Source organism: Parahoeflea olei, from assembly GCF_001703635.1.
GTDB lineage: Bacteria > Pseudomonadota > Alphaproteobacteria > Rhizobiales > Rhizobiaceae > Hoeflea > Hoeflea olei.
Genome location: NZ_LQZT01000019.1, coordinates 1 through 13,983, shown reverse-complemented (window position 1 = coordinate 13,983; position 13,983 = coordinate 1). Strand labels below are relative to the sequence as shown.

The 13,983-nt window shown below is 68.1% G+C and carries 10 protein-coding genes and 1 pseudogene; 8 read left to right on the top strand and 3 right to left on the bottom strand.

All coding sequences use genetic code 11. The annotated features are described in order from the left end of the window. Window positions 1–83 precede the first annotated feature (83 nt). The 6 genes from AWJ14_RS12585 (at window position 84) to olsB (ending at window position 7,135) form a co-directional block, all read left to right on the top strand. Entirely contained in the window at window positions 84–1,238 is a 1,155-nt protein-coding gene (locus AWJ14_RS12585) for a class I SAM-dependent methyltransferase (protein ID WP_066179523.1), read from the top strand. Continuing rightward, a complete protein-coding gene (locus AWJ14_RS12580) occupies window positions 1,235–2,095 on the top strand; it encodes a TrmH family RNA methyltransferase (protein WP_066179520.1) in 861 nt (286 codons plus the stop codon). Before AWJ14_RS12585 ends, AWJ14_RS12580 begins: the two co-directional genes overlap by 4 nt. Before the next feature lie 62 nt (window positions 2,096–2,157). Beyond that, window positions 2,158–2,619, top strand: a complete 462-nt coding sequence (gene lspA / locus AWJ14_RS12575; protein WP_083220237.1) for a signal peptidase II — start codon at window positions 2,158–2,160, stop codon at window positions 2,617–2,619. A gap of 80 nt (window positions 2,620–2,699) precedes the next feature. Beyond that, on the top strand, window positions 2,700–3,704 hold the full coding sequence (acuI, locus tag AWJ14_RS12570) for an acrylyl-CoA reductase (NADPH) (RefSeq protein WP_066179515.1): 1,005 nt from the start codon (window positions 2,700–2,702) through the stop codon (window positions 3,702–3,704). Window positions 3,705–3,767: 63 nt separating this feature from the next. Beyond that, window positions 3,768–6,101 (top strand): ATP-binding protein, encoded by a 2,334-nt coding sequence (locus tag AWJ14_RS12565; RefSeq protein WP_083220235.1) that lies wholly within the window; start codon window positions 3,768–3,770, stop codon window positions 6,099–6,101. Window positions 6,102–6,265: 164 nt separating this feature from the next. Then, entirely contained in the window at window positions 6,266–7,135 is an 870-nt protein-coding gene (gene olsB, locus AWJ14_RS12560) for a l-ornithine N(alpha)-acyltransferase (protein WP_066179513.1), read from the top strand. 62 nt (window positions 7,136–7,197) lie between these two features. On the opposite strand, the gene AWJ14_RS12555 is transcribed toward olsB, so the two are convergent. Next, window positions 7,198–8,493: an Nramp family divalent metal transporter gene (locus tag AWJ14_RS12555; protein ID WP_066179511.1), complete on the bottom strand. Its 1,296-nt coding sequence runs from the start codon at window positions 8,491–8,493 to the stop codon at window positions 7,198–7,200. Window positions 8,494–8,715: 222 nt separating this feature from the next. On the opposite strand from AWJ14_RS12555, the gene mntR reads away from it, so the two are divergent. Continuing rightward, entirely contained in the window at window positions 8,716–9,159 is a 444-nt protein-coding gene (gene mntR / locus AWJ14_RS12550; protein WP_066179508.1) for a manganese-binding transcriptional regulator MntR, read from the top strand. 18 nt (window positions 9,160–9,177) lie between these two features. Here the strand turns inward: mntR and AWJ14_RS12545 are convergent, their stop codons facing one another. Further along, on the bottom strand, window positions 9,178–9,786 hold the full coding sequence (locus AWJ14_RS12545; RefSeq protein WP_210183537.1) for an SAM-dependent methyltransferase: 609 nt from the start codon (window positions 9,784–9,786) through the stop codon (window positions 9,178–9,180). 58 nt (window positions 9,787–9,844) lie between these two features. Then, window positions 9,845–12,130 (bottom strand): NADP-dependent malic enzyme, encoded by a 2,286-nt coding sequence (locus AWJ14_RS12540; protein WP_066179506.1) that lies wholly within the window; start codon window positions 12,128–12,130, stop codon window positions 9,845–9,847. 158 nt (window positions 12,131–12,288) lie between these two features. On the opposite strand from AWJ14_RS12540, the pseudogene mutS reads away from it, so the two are divergent. Continuing rightward, a pseudogene (mutS, locus tag AWJ14_RS12535) lies at window positions 12,289–13,956 on the top strand (DNA mismatch repair protein MutS); the annotation flags it as partial. Window positions 13,957–13,983: the final 27 nt, after the last annotated feature.

Genomic DNA, 13,983 nt, shown 5'->3' with positions numbered 1-13,983 from the left:
CTATGTCCACACAACGATGAAATCGCCGGCCCGATGCCCTGAACGGGGCCGGTCGGCACCAGATTGACCAGGATTCTTCCACCTTGGCGGACAAGCGCTCCCACCAGTCCCGACCCGGCGGTCAGCCGAAGAGCAAGGCCAAGGCCCGGGATGCGCGGCCGGCGAAGTCACGGGCTTTTGACTCTCAGACGCGAAGCAAGCCTGCCCCCCAGCAACCGGCAGCGCATCCGGCGGCGTCCAGCCCCCGTGGCGCCGCCGTGGCGGCGCGGCAGCAGGCGCCGATCCGGCCGATCACGCAGCGCAGCGGCGCGCTTCCGGCGCAGACCGTGCCGGTCATTCTCGAAACCCGCGAAACCGAGGGCTACCAGCTTCTCGACACCGGCATGAACGCATCGGGCCAGGGCGAGAAGCTCGAGCAATATGGCGCCTTGCGCATCGTCCGTCCGGAGGCGCAGGCGCTCTGGGCGCGCGGCCTGCCCGATGGCGTCTGGGACCGGGCCGATGCGGTGTTCACCGGTGACACCGACGAGGACGGCATCGGCCGCTGGGCCTTCCCGAAGACGCCGCTCGGGGAAACCTGGCCGATGCGGCTGCTCGATGTCGATTTCCACGGCCGGCTGACCTCGTTCCGCCATGTCGGCGTGTTCCCCGAACAGATCGCCCACTGGTCCTGGATGGCCGACCGCATCGCCGAGGCGAAACGCCCGCTCAAGGTGCTCAACCTGTTCGGCTATACCGGCGTCGCCTCGCTGGTGGCCGCCAAGGCCGGCGCCGAGGTCACCCATGTCGATGCCTCCAAGAAGGCGATCGGCTGGGCGCGCGAGAACCAGGCGCTGGCGCGGCTCGACGACAGGCCGATCCGCTGGATCTGCGAGGACGCGATGAAATTCATCGCCCGCGAGGAGCGGCGCGGCAACCGCTACGACATCATCCTGACCGACCCGCCAAAATTCGGCCGCGGGCCCAATGGCGAGGTCTGGCAGCTGTTCGATCACCTGCCGCTGATGCTCGACATCTGCCGCGAATTGTTGAGCCCGAAGCCGGTCGGGCTGGTGCTGACGGCCTATTCGATCCGGGCCTCGTTCTACGCGATCCACGAGCTGATGCGCGAGACCATGCGCGGTGCCGGCGGACGGGTGGAATCGGGCGAACTCATCATCCGCGAGAGCGGCAAGGCGGAGCCCGGAGACTGCCGGGCGCTGTCGACCTCGCTGTTTGCCCGCTGGGTGCCACAATGACCGAACAGCAGACCCAATCGACCGGCCGGGTGGGCCAGGTCAAGGAGATCACCAGCCTCTCCAATCCGGTGATCAAGGACATCCGCGCGCTGTCGATGAAGAAGCACCGCGACGAGACCCGGACCTTTCTGGCCGAAGGACTCAAGCTGGTGATCGATGCCCTCGACCTCGGCTGGGCGATCCGCACGCTGATCTACGCCAAGGGCCAGCGCGGCAAGCCGCAGGTGGAAAAGATCGCCGCGCTCACGGTCGCCCGCGGCGGGCTGGTGCTCGAGGTCAGCGACAAGGTGCTCACCGCGATTACCCGGCGCGACAATCCGCAGGCCGTGATCGCCGTGTTCGAACAGCGTGTCTCGACGCTCGAAACGATCGCGCTCAAACCGGACGCGACCTGGGTGGCGCTCGACCGGGTGCGCGATCCCGGCAATCTCGGCACCGTGATCCGCACCGCCGACGCCGCGGGCGCCGCCGGCGTGATCCTGATCGGCGACACGGTCGATCCGTTCTCGACCGAAGCCGTGCGCGCCACCATGGGCTCGATCTTCGCCGTGCCGCTGGTGCGCGCAAGCGAGGCTGCCTTCATAGCCTGGGCGCAGAAGGCGGGTTCGCTCGTGGTCGGAAGCCACCTCAAGGGCAGCGTCGACTACCGCACCATCGACTATGGGCAGCGCCCGGTGGTGCTGCTGATGGGCAACGAACAGGCGGGGCTCACCGATGCGCTCGCCGGCGCCTGCGGCAAGCTCGCGCGCATCCCCCAGTCGGGCCGCGCGGATTCGCTCAATCTGGCGATCGCCACCGGCGTGATGCTGTACGAGGCGCGGCGGCATGTGCTGGCCCTCGGAGAGGCGGCGCCGTGAGCGGGACCGAAGCCGAAACCGGGACCGGCAGTCCCCGGGCGCCGCTGCGCCGGCTCCTGCCGATGTTCGCGCTGGTCGCCGCCGCCGTCGGCCTCGACCAGGCGATCAAATGGCTGGTCGAAACGCATCTGCCGTTTCACGAGATCGTGCCGGTCATGCCGATGCTCGCGCTGTACCGAACCTGGAACGAGGGCATCGCCTTCTCGCTGCTCAAGGGCCTGCCCGATACCGGGCTGATCGTGCTGACCACGGTGGTGATCGTGTTCGTGGCCTATCTGTGGTGGCGCACGCCCGGGAACAGGATCATCGCCCATCTCGGCTATGCCCTGATCATCGGCGGCGCGCTCGGCAACCTGATCGACCGGGCGGTCTACGGCCATGTGGTCGATTACATCCTGTTTCACACGCAAACCTGGTCCTTTGCGGTCTTCAACCTGGCCGACAGCTTCATCTCGATCGGTGCGGCGCTGATCGTGCTCGACGAGCTGCTGATCATGCTGAAGGACCGCAAAAGCGGAAAATGAGGCGTGCCGCGGGGCAACCCGGCCTTGAATTCGGGGCCGCGGCAGGCCAGTCTCCGACCACACAGAGATGAGGAGCTTCCATGCAAGAGCGTTTCAAGGGCATTCTGCTCACCCGCGACGACACCAAGGCGATGTCGGTCAATGTGACCGAACTCGGCCTTGACGATCTGATGGAAGGCGACGTGGTCGTCGAAGTCGAATGGACCACCGTCAACTACAAGGACGGGCTGGCGATCACCGGCAAGGGACCGGTGGTGCGGCGCTGGCCGATGGTGCCGGGCATCGACTGCGCCGGCACGGTGGTCAGCTCCCAGTCCCCGCGCTTCAAGCCGGGCGACAAGGTGCTGCTCAACGGCTTCGGCGTGGGCGAGGTGCATACCGGCGCCTACGCGGCCTATGCCCGGCTCAAGAGCGACTGGCTGATCGCCATGCCCGAGGGCATGGACGGCCGCCGGGCGATGGCGATCGGCACCGCCGGCTACACGGCGATGCTGTCGGTGATGGCGCTCGAACGCCACGGCATCACGCCGGCGCGCGGTCCCGTGGTGGTGACCGGCGCCAATGGCGGCGTCGGCACGGTGGCGATCGCAGTGCTCGCCAAGCTCGGCTACGAGGTGGTCGCCTCCACCGGCCGCCCCGAGGAAGCGGACTTCCTCAAGGGTCTCGGCGCCTCGGACATCATCCACCGCGACGAGCTTTCGGGCCCGGGCAAGCCGCTCGGCAAGGAGCGCTGGGCCGGCGGCGTCGATGCGGTCGGCAGCCACACGCTCGCCAATGTGCTGGCGATGACCTCCTATGGCGGCGCGGTCACGGCCTGCGGGCTCGCGCAGGGCATGGACCTGCCGGCCTCGGTGGCCCCGTTCATCCTGCGCGGCGTGTCGCTCCTGGGCATCGATTCGGTGATGGCGCCGCTTCAGCTGCGCGAGGAAGCCTGGTCGCGGCTCGTCAAGGATCTCGACCCGGACAAGCTCGACGCGCTGGCGCACGAGGTCGGTTTCGACGGCATCGTCGAGAGCGCGCATGCGATCATCGACGGCAAGATCCGCGGCCGCGTGGTGGTCAATATGAAACAGGCAATTTCCTGATCGATAAAATTCGATCCATTCGGCAAAATCTTTGCTTACCGGGGCCGTGGTACTGACGGTCCCATGAGCACAGAACCGCGACGCCTCCAGGAAACTCTGCAGCAGGCCCTGAGCCGACCCGCCCCCTTGCCCGCCGACAGCGGCAAGGCGGCGCCCGAGCCTATTCCGGCGGTCCGGTCTCCCGCCGCGGACGGCCGACCCGGCGCTTTCGATGCCGTCGATGCCGAAGCGGCGTCCGCCTCGCGGCCGCTGTTCGCGGTCTCGGCCGCCATGGCCGCGACGGCGCTGTCGCTGGCCCTGGACGCCCCGGCACTGCTGCTTGCCTCGCTGTCCGGGCTCGCGGTCTATGCCGCCTCGCCGCTGCTTGCCAGGGCGATCAGGCGGTCCGGCGGGGATCACCCCGCCCGCGTCATGGCCCGCAAGGCCGCCCAGGCGGAGCGCGACATCGACCGCAGCTGGGAGCTGGGCGAGTTTTCCGGGCAGGTCGCCACCGTGTTCGATGCGCTGGGCGACATGGTCGCCGCCTGCAATCTCGACGGCCGCATCGTCTATGCCAACGAAACCTTCCGCCGCGTGACCGGATGCGACAACCCGGTTGGCCTGACCCTGGCGATGGCCGGCATCACGCCCGTGGAGATCGCCGAAACCGGCGCGCGCGAACTGGTCCTCGGCGAGGGTGCGCACAGCACCATCTGGACCTGGCACGAAGCCACCTCCCGCGATCCGTCCTCGGGAGAGCTCTTCATCGAATGCATCGGCCGCAACGTGACCGCGGTGCGCGCGGCGGAGGCGGAACTGGTCGAGGCGCGCGAACGCGCGGAGGCCGCCAACCACGCCAAGTCCCGCTTCCTCGCCACCGTCAGCCACGAAATCCGCACGCCGCTCAACGGCATTCTCGGCATGACCCATCTGCTCGAGCAGACCGAGACCACGCCCGAGCAGGCAAGCTATCTCAAGACCGCGCGCGAATCCGGCCTGTCGCTGCTGTCATTGATCGAGGACCTGCTCGACGTGACCTCGATCGAGGCCGGGCGGCTGCATCTGCGCCACGAGGAAGGCGCGCTCGATGACCTGGTCAACGGCGTCTGCGAGCTGATGGCCTCCCGCGCCCATGAGAAGGGCATCGAGATCGCGGCCCATATCGCGCCCGAGGCGCCTTCGCGGATCACCTCCGACATCGGCCGTCTGAGGCAGGTGCTGTTCAATCTGGTCGGCAATGCGATCAAGTTCACAGAGACCGGCGGCGTGCTGGTGGAAGTCGGCCGCGAGAACGGCGAACTGGTGTTCATCGTCTCCGATACCGGCCCCGGCCTCAAGGAGGCCGACCGGCTGCGGATCTTCGACGAGTTCGAGCGCGCCGACAACGGCCCCACCCGCAAGCATGGCGGGGCAGGCCTCGGGCTTTCGATTTCCTCGCGCATCGTCACCGCACTCGGCGGCACGATCGACGTCACCTCCACGCCCGGCCAGGGCAGCCGCTTCCAGTTCTCCGTGCCGGTGCCGGAGCTCGCGGCACCCGAGGCCGGCGCGCCGGTGCGCGGACCTCTGGCCGAGCATACGGCGCTGGTGATCGCGCCGCGCGGGCCGGTTTCGACCGCCCTGATGTGGACGATCCGGGACATGGGCGGGATCGCCGAGACGGCGGAGGATGCCGACAGCCTGATGACGGCGCTGATGCGGCTCTACCGCTCGGGCACGCCCGTGACCGACATCATCATCGACCGGCGCATGGCCGACCGCGCCGAGGCGCTGCTGGCGGCGGCGCCGAGCGAGTTTCCCGCCGGCATCGCCCGCACCATCGTCATCGCGCCCGAGGACAGCCGCGACCTGTCGAGCCATGCCGGGCCGGGCGCGGATGCCTGGCTGGTCCGGCCCGTGCGCCGGCAGTCGCTCGTCAACGTGCTGGCGCGCCGCGACGACCGCGACGACCGCGACCGGCTGAGCGCGAAGCGGCGCGCACCGGTGCTCGACCGGCCCTCGTCGATGCCCACGCTCGACATCCTGCTGGCCGAGGACGACCCGGTCAACGCGCTGGTGGTGCGCACGACGCTCGCCCGCCAGGGCCACCGCGTCACCGTGGTCGACAACGGCCGCGACCTGGTGCGCGAGGCGATGGAGCGTCCGGGCGGAACCGCAAGCTACGACCTGGTCATCACCGACCTGTCGATGCCCGAACTCGACGGCCGCAGCGCCATCGTCAAGATCCGCGCGGAAGAAGCGGCGGGACATCTCACGCGGCTGCCGGTGATCGTGCTGTCGGCTGACGGGCAGGCCTCGACCCGCGACGACCTTTTGGCCGCCGGCGCCGACGGCCACGCCGAAAAGCCGGTCGATCCGGAGTGGCTCCTGCAGCTTGCCGCCGTCACCGCCGGCAAGCGCCCCCGCGCGGCGGGCTGAGGCCCGGCGCGGCGCCCGACGCGGCACATCGGGCAGCCCGCTCTGCCGGGCGCCGCAAGAAAACACGCAAATACCTCGAAATGACCACAACCGGGATGGCAAATGTCACTCGGATGTCGCAGAATCATGGTTGAACCCCGCCATCACCAAGCGGGAGAACGCCCATGGAAACCCACGTGCAACGGTCCTTGTCCAAGCCCTTTCTCGCGCCGGTCGCGCAATTCCAGCCCACCCATCCGGTGCTGGGGCGGATCGGATCGCTCGAAGTCAGGCTCGCCGCCACGCTGAGCGAGGTCGAGGCGGCGCAGGCGCTGCGCTACCGCGTCTTCGTCGAGGAAATGGGCGCGCGGCTGCCGCCCGAAGCGATGCTGCAGAAGCGCGACTACGACACCGTCGATCGCTACTGCGATCACCTGGTGGTGCTCGACACCGCGCTTGAGGGCGACAGCGAGGACCAGATCGTCGGCACCTACCGGCTGCTCCGGCAGGAGGTGGCGTCCCGCCATGACGGGTTCTACTCGCAAAGCGAATTCAACGTGATGGATCTGGTCGGGCGCAACCCCGACAAGCGCTTCGTCGAACTCGGCCGGTCCTGCGTGCTCAGGGCCTACCGCACCCGCCGCACGTTGGAAGCGCTGTGGCAGGGCAACTGGGCCTATGCGCTCGCCCACGGCATCGACGTGATGTTCGGCTGCGCCTCGTTTCCGGGCGACCAGCCCTATGCCCACGCGCTGGCGCTGTCGTTCCTGAACCACGCGGCCGCGGCCAAAGCCGAATGGGGGGTCGAGGCCATTGCCGGGCGCGGCGTGTCGACCGACATGATGCCGGTCGAGGCGATCAACCCGCGCGCGGCGATCGCGGCGATGCCGCCGCTGATCAAGGGCTATCTCAGGGTCGGCGCACTGGTTTCGGGCGAGGCCGTGGTCGATCCGGAATTCCGCACCACCGATGTGCTGGTGGTGCTGCCGGTCAAGCAGATCAACGGCCGCTACATCAACCATTACGGCGCCGACGCCTCGCGCTTCGCCGCCTGATATCCCGGGCTTCCGGGCCGGCCGCGGCATGCGGGCGGTCCGGATTGGTCGCTGTCGCGACTTCAGCCCGGGCCCATGGCCGGCAGCGGCACGCCGAACACCTGAGCCAGCAGCACGGCGTTGAGCGCCAGAACCACGGTCGCGCCGAGGATCGCCAGAGCCTGCAGCACCGGCCCGATCCGGAACGCGCCCATGATGTCGGAGCGACCGGCGAACACGATCAGGGCCAGCATCGGCACCGGCAGGGCGATGCTCAGCACCACCTGGCTCATCACCAGCGCGCTGGTGGCATTGACCCCGAAGGCCACCACGGCAAAGGCCGGGATCATCGTCACCAGCCGGCGCAGCCACACCGGCAGGCGCCAGGTGGTGAAGCCCTGCATAATCATCTGCCCGGCCATGGTGCCGACCACCGAGCTCGAAACGCCCGAGGCGATCAGCGAAACCAGGAACACGCCGGCCGCCGCACTGCCGAGCAGCGGCGTGAGCATGTGGTAGGCGGTCTCGATTTCGGCCACTTCGGAGTGGCCGGAATGGAAGGCGCTGGCCGCCATCATCACCATCGCCATGTTGACGAGCCCCGCGGTCGCCAGCGCGAGCACCACCTCGATATTCGAGTATTTCAGCACCTTGCGCCGCGCCGCCTGGTCGGGGATCACCACGCGGTTCTGCGTCAGCCCCGAATGCAGGTAGATCGCATGCGGCATGACGGTGGCGCCGATGATGCCCACGGTGATCGTCAGCGCGTCGATGTCGGGCAGTCCCGGAGAGATCACGCCATGGGCGGCCTCGCCCCAGGCGATCGGCGCGATGAAGATCTCGATGACATAGCTGAGCCCGATGATGCCGACCAGCGCGCCGATGATCAGCTCCATGGTGCGAAAGCCGCGCGCCTCGAACAGCAGGATGCCGTAGGTGACGAGCGCCGTGACCACCATGCCGCTCATCAGCGGCATCCCGAACAAGAGCGCCAGGCCGATGGCGCCGCCCAGGAATTCGGCGAGGTCGGTGGCCATCGCGGCGACCTCGCTGATGGCCCACATCAGCCACACCAGCGGCTTGGGGAAATGCATCCGGCACAGTTCAGCCAGGTTGCGGCCGGTGACGATGCCGAGCCGGGCCGACAGTGCCTGGAACAGCATCGCGATCAGATTGGCGACCAGGACCACCCACAGCAGCGCATAGCCATAGCCCGCGCCCGCCTGGATGTTGGTGGCGTAGTTGCCCGGATCCATATAGGCGACAGAAGCGACGATGGCCGGCCCAGCGAACAGCCAGGCGCTACGCCGGCGGCTGGCCTTGCCCGCCAGGACTTCGGCAATCGCCGTGCGTGTTCGCGCCGTGGCCTTCGAACTCATCCATGATCCCTGAAACCGCGGCTCCACCGGTCTCCGTGGAGCGCAAGCACAGAATTAAAGCCGAGGCTACATTTTTGTCAACGGGCGTCAGTTTGCAGATCGATATTCCTCTTGGGCGCAGGCGGCATTCTGCAGCGGGTTTTCAAAGTGTAGCCGTGTCTGTAATCTGTGGCCGAGCTTTCAAATGACGGGCCGCCAAGGGCCCGCGGAACCGGTTGGCGCATGACAGACACTGCCGATGACACGGACCTTCCGGCCTCCCGGCCGGAACGCTTCCATCAGGCCCGCGCGGCCCAGGCCATGGCCGTGCTCGAGGACTATGCCGAGATGATCGGCGACCTGATCGAGGAGATGGGCGAAGCGCGGATCACCGACATCGCCGGGCGCATGGGCGTGGCCCATCCCACCGCGACGAAGGCGGTGGCCCGGCTCAAGCGCGAGGGGCTCGCGGTCTCCCGCCCCTATCGCGGCGTGTTCCTGACCGAAGAGGGCGCGGCGCTGGCCGAGCGCGTGCGCGCCCGGCACCGCACCGTCGTCGACCTGCTGATCGCCGTGGGCGTGCCCCCCGAAACGGCGGAGATGGACGCCGAGGGGCTGGAGCACCACGTCTCCGACGTCACGCTCAGGGCCTTCGAGCGCTACCTGGCGGCTGCGGCGAAGACCTAGGTCCGAAACCCGGCCCAGTCAGCCGACTGGCTTGCGCGCCACCAGGTCGATCAGCGCGGAGCGGCCGGAATGGCCAATGCCCTCGTCGATCTCGGCCTCATAGGCCTCCAGCCGCTCGATCGCCATGCCGTCGAAGGCTTCGGCCAGCATCTCCACGGTGTAGAGCAGAGCGGCATCGGACGGCCCGCCGGTGCCGAAGTCGAGCTGGCGCGGCGTGTAGCCGTGCAGCAGCAGCACCCCGCCGGGCTTGAGCGTGCGCCGCATCCCCTTGAAGATCCGGTCGCGCAATGCCGGTTCGGCGAACTGGATGAAGATCGCCACGACCAGATCGTAGCTCTCCGGCTGCCAGTCCCATTCGCGCAGATCGGCATGGATGAACGTGACAGGGACGGACCGCGCGCCCGCCAGCCGGCGCGCCTTGGCGAGGGCCACGCCCGAGCTGTCCACCGCCGTGACGTCGAGACCCTGCTGCGCCAGGAACACCGAATTGCGGCCCTCGCCGTCGGCAAGCGACAGCGCCCTGAGGCCCGGCGTGAGCCATTGCGCCTGCTCCAGCAAAAACCGGCTCGGCGCGGTGCCATAGACATAGTCGGCGCGGTCATATTTCCGGTCCCACATCGACACCATCCGTCACCTTCCTTTCCGACCGGCCGCGACCAAACTCCCGCAGCCTGAATTCCTCCGCTCAGTTCGCCGCATTATAGGCCGCGATCGCAGCCATGTTGACGATGTCGGAATCCTTAGCGCCCATCGAGACGATCTGGATCGACTTGCTGAGCCCGACCAGCAGCGGCCCGATCACCGTCGAGCCGCCCAGTTCCTGGAGCATCTTGGTGGAAATCGAGGCCGAGTGGACGGCGGGCATGACCAGCACATTGGCCGTGCCCGACAGGCGGCAGAACGGATACTGCTCCATCGCCCGCGCACTGAGCGCCACATCGGCCGCCATCTCGCCGTCATACTCGAAGTCGACCCGCCGCTTGTCGAGGATCCTGACCGCCTCTCGCACCCGTTCGGCGCGCTCGCCGGTCGGGTTGCCGAAGGTGGAATAGGCGAGCATCGCCACCCGGGGCTCGTAGCCGAGCCTGCGCGCAAGCCCCGCGGCCTCCTCGGCGATATCGGCCAGTTGCTCCGCATCCGGCATGTCGATCACCGCCGTGTCGGCCACGAACACCGTGCGCCCGCGGCACAGCGCCAGCGACACGCCGATGGCGCGGTGCCCCGGCCGCATGTCGATGCAGCGCAGGATGTCCTCGAGCGCGGTGGAGTAGTTGCGCGTGGTGCCGGTGACCATGGCGTCGGCGTCGCCGAGCGCCACCATGCAGGCGCCCAGGTGGTTGCGGTCGGTGTTGATCAGCCGGAGGCAGTCGCGATGCAGGAAGCCCTTGCGCTGCAGTCGCTGGTAGAGATAGTCGGTATAGGCCTCCACCCGGTCCGACACCCGCGCATTGACGAGTTCGATGCCGGGACGATCGAGATCGATGCCCGCGAGCCGTGCGGTTTCCCTAACCTGCTCCTCGCGCCCGATCAGGCAGGCGGTGCCGAGCCGCTGGTTGACGTAGGACACGGCGGCGCGCATGACCTGCTCCTCCTCGCCCTCGGCAAAGACCACCCGCCGCGGCTGGCGGCGCACCCGCTCATAGAGCCGCTGCAGGGTCGAGGCGATCGGATCGCGCCGGGCGGAGAGTTCCTGCGCATAGGCGTCGAGATTGAGGATCGGCCGCTGCGCCACGCCCGAATCCATCGCCGCCCTGGCGACGGCGACCGGGATGGCCGAGATCAGGCGCGGGTCGAACGGCACAGGAATGATGTAGTGCGGGCCGAAGCGCGGCCGCACCCCCTGATAGGCGGCAGCGACATCGTCGGGCACGTCCTCGCGGGCGAGATCGGCGAGCGCGTTGGCGGCGGCGATCTTCATCGCGTCATTGATGGTGGTGGCGCGCACGTCGAGCGCGCCGCGGAAGATATAGGGAAAGCCGAGCACATTGTTGACCTGGTTCGGGTAGTCCGACCGGCCGGTGGCCATGATCGCGTCGTCGCGGAGGCGCGCCACGTCCTCGGGCGTGATCTCCGGGTCGGGATTGGCCATGGCGAAGATGATCGGGTTCTTGGCCATCGAGCGGATCATCTCGTCGGTCAGCGAGCCCTTGACCGAGAGCCCGAGCACGACGTCGGCGCCCTTGATGGCATCGGCGAGCGTGCGCGCTTCGGTCTCGATCGCATGGGCCGATTTCCACTGGTTCATGCCGTCGGTGCGGCCCTTGTGGATCACCCCCTTGGTGTCGCACAGCGTGACATTCGACGGTTCGAACCCCATCGCCTTCAGAAGCTCGATGCAGGCAATCGCCGCAGCCCCCGCGCCATTGCAGACGAGCTTCGTGGTCTTGAGATCCCGGCCGGTCAGGTGCAGCGCGTTGATCAGCCCCGCCACCGCGATGATGGCGGTGCCGTGCTGGTCGTCGTGGAACACCGGAATGTCCATCACCTCGCGCAGGCGCTGCTCGATGATGAAACAGTCGGGCGCCTTGATGTCCTCGAGATTGATGCCACCGAAGCTCGGGCCCAGGAAGCGCACGCAGTTGACGAATTCGTCGACATCCTCGGTGGAGACCTCAAGATCGATCGAATCGACGTCGGCGAAGCGCTTGAACAGAACCGCCTTGCCCTCCATCACCGGCTTGGACGCGAGCGCGCCGAGATTGCCGAGCCCGAGGATCGCGGTGCCGTTGGAGATGACGGCGACCATGTTGCCGCGCGCGGTGTAGTCGAAGGCGCGGCTCGGATCCTCGGCGATCGCCTTGACCGGAACGGCGACGCCCGGCGAATAGGCGAGCGACAAATCGCGCTGCGTCGCCATCGGCTTGGTGGGTGTGATCTCGAGCTTGCCGGGCCGGGCGCCGGCATGGAAATCCAGCGCCTCCTGTTCGGTCACGGCTGAAAACGAGCGGTCTGACGGGTCGGTCCCTGGCATGAGCAGTCATCCCCTGTGGGCGAGCGTGTGTACGGCGCCTTGAAGCTGTTGTGTTTGGGCTTGTCCCACCGTTAGGGTGGTTGCATTCGCCTGTAAAGCCGACGATCGGCTGACAGCGCCACCGCAACCCCTGAAATATCCAAGCCAGGACGCCGCTCTTGAACGCCGAGACTTCGCACCTTCCCGCCACGCTGACCACGGCCCAGCTCGCCTCCGAGGAAAGCCGCGCGACGGCCACGCCGATGATGGAGCAGTTCATCGAAATCAAGGCGAACAACCCGGATTCCCTGCTGTTTTACCGGATGGGCGATTTCTACGAGCTGTTCTTCGAGGATGCGCTCGACGCTTCGCGCGCGCTCGGCATCACGCTCACCAAGCGCGGCCAGCACCTGGGCCAGGACATCCCGATGTGCGGGGTGCCGGTGCATGCGGCCGACGACTACCTGCAGAAGCTGATTGCGCTCGGTTTCCGGGTGGCGGTGTGCGAGCAGACCGAAGATCCGGCGGAAGCCAAGAAGCGCGGCGCGAAATCCGTGGTCCGGCGCGACGTCACGCGGCTGGTGACCCCGGGCACGCTCACCGAAGAGCGCCTGCTCGATCCCTCGCAATCGAACTTCCTGATGGCGCTGGCGCGCGTCAAGGGCGCGGGCGAGGCCCAGTTCGGGCTCGCCTGGATCGATATTTCCACCGGCGCCTTCCATGTCACCGAAAGCCGGCTCGCCCGGATTCTGGCCGATATCGCCCGGGTCGAGCCGCGCGAGCTCATTCTGGCCGACAACGTGTTCCACGATCCCGAGGTGCGGCCGCTGATCGACCAGATCGGCCGCATCGCGGCGCCGCAGCCGGCGGTGCTGTTCGACAGCGCCACGGCGGAAGGCCGCATTGCCAGGTTCTTCGATGTGGCATCGCTCGACGGCTTCGGCAGTTTTTCGCGCGCGGAACTGGCGGCCGCGGCGGCGGCGATCGCCTATGTCGAGAAGACCCAGCTGGCCGAACGCCCGCCGCTCGGCCGGCCGGCGCGCGACAGCGACGGCGCGCGGATGTTCATCGACCCGGCGACCCGGGCCAATCTCGAGCTGGTGCGCACGCTTTCGGGCGAGCGTCACGGCAGCCTGATCAAGGCCATCGACCGCACCGTGACCGGCGGCGGCGGACGCAAGCTGGCCGACTGGCTGATGGCGCCGCTGACCGATCCCGCCGCCATCAATGCCCGGCTCGACGGCGTTTCCTTCCTGATCGCCGAGTCCGGCCTGAGCGACAGTTTGCGGCGCGGGCTCAAGGGCGTGGCCGACATGCCGCGCGCGCTGTCGCGGCTGGCGCTCAACCGCGGCGGACCGCGCGATCTCGGCGCGATCCTGGCCGGGGTGACCGCGGCGCGCGACATCGCCGCGCTGTTTGCCGGCCGCGAGGCCCCGGCCCATCTGTCGGCGGCGGTCGCGGCACTCGGAGCGCTTCCCGACGAGATCGGCGCCAGGCTTTCGGCAACGCTTGCCGACGAGCTGCCGCTGATGAAGCGCGACGGCGGCTTCGTGCGCGCCGGCGCATCGGCAGACCTCGACGAGCTGCGGGCGCTGCGCGACCAGTCGCGCCGGGTGATCGCCGGATTGCAGCTCTCCTATGCCGAGGAAACCGGCGTGCGCTCGCTCAAGATCAAGCACAACAACATGCTGGGCTATTTCATCGAGGTGACCGCGCAGAACGCCGGGCCCCTGACCGAGGGCGACGCCGCCAAGGCCCGCTTCATCCACCGCCAGACCATGGCCAATGCCATGCGGTTCACCACCACGGAACTCTCCGAGAACCCGGCTGCAATCTCGGGGATCGCAAGCAGAGAACCGGCATCGGCATGATCG

Excerpts from the sequence above, each read along its gene's own strand:
- AWJ14_RS12545 (WP_210183537.1), bottom strand. The coding sequence starts at position 9,786 with ATGGTGTCGATGTGGGACCGGAAATATGACCGCGCCGACTATGTCTAT.
- AWJ14_RS12555 (WP_066179511.1), bottom strand. The coding sequence starts at position 8,493 with ATGAGTTCGAAGGCCACGGCGCGAACACGCACGGCGATTGCCGAAGTC.
- olsB (WP_066179513.1), top strand. The coding sequence starts at position 6,266 with ATGGAAACCCACGTGCAACGGTCCTTGTCCAAGCCCTTTCTCGCGCCG.
- AWJ14_RS12580 (WP_066179520.1), top strand. The coding sequence starts at position 1,235 with ATGACCGAACAGCAGACCCAATCGACCGGCCGGGTGGGCCAGGTCAAG.
- mntR (WP_066179508.1), top strand. The coding sequence starts at position 8,716 with ATGACAGACACTGCCGATGACACGGACCTTCCGGCCTCCCGGCCGGAA.
- lspA (WP_083220237.1), top strand. The coding sequence starts at position 2,158 with ATGTTCGCGCTGGTCGCCGCCGCCGTCGGCCTCGACCAGGCGATCAAA.
- AWJ14_RS12540 (WP_066179506.1), bottom strand. The coding sequence starts at position 12,130 with ATGCCAGGGACCGACCCGTCAGACCGCTCGTTTTCAGCCGTGACCGAA.
- AWJ14_RS12565 (WP_083220235.1), top strand. The coding sequence starts at position 3,768 with ATGAGCACAGAACCGCGACGCCTCCAGGAAACTCTGCAGCAGGCCCTG.
- acuI (WP_066179515.1), top strand. The coding sequence starts at position 2,700 with ATGCAAGAGCGTTTCAAGGGCATTCTGCTCACCCGCGACGACACCAAG.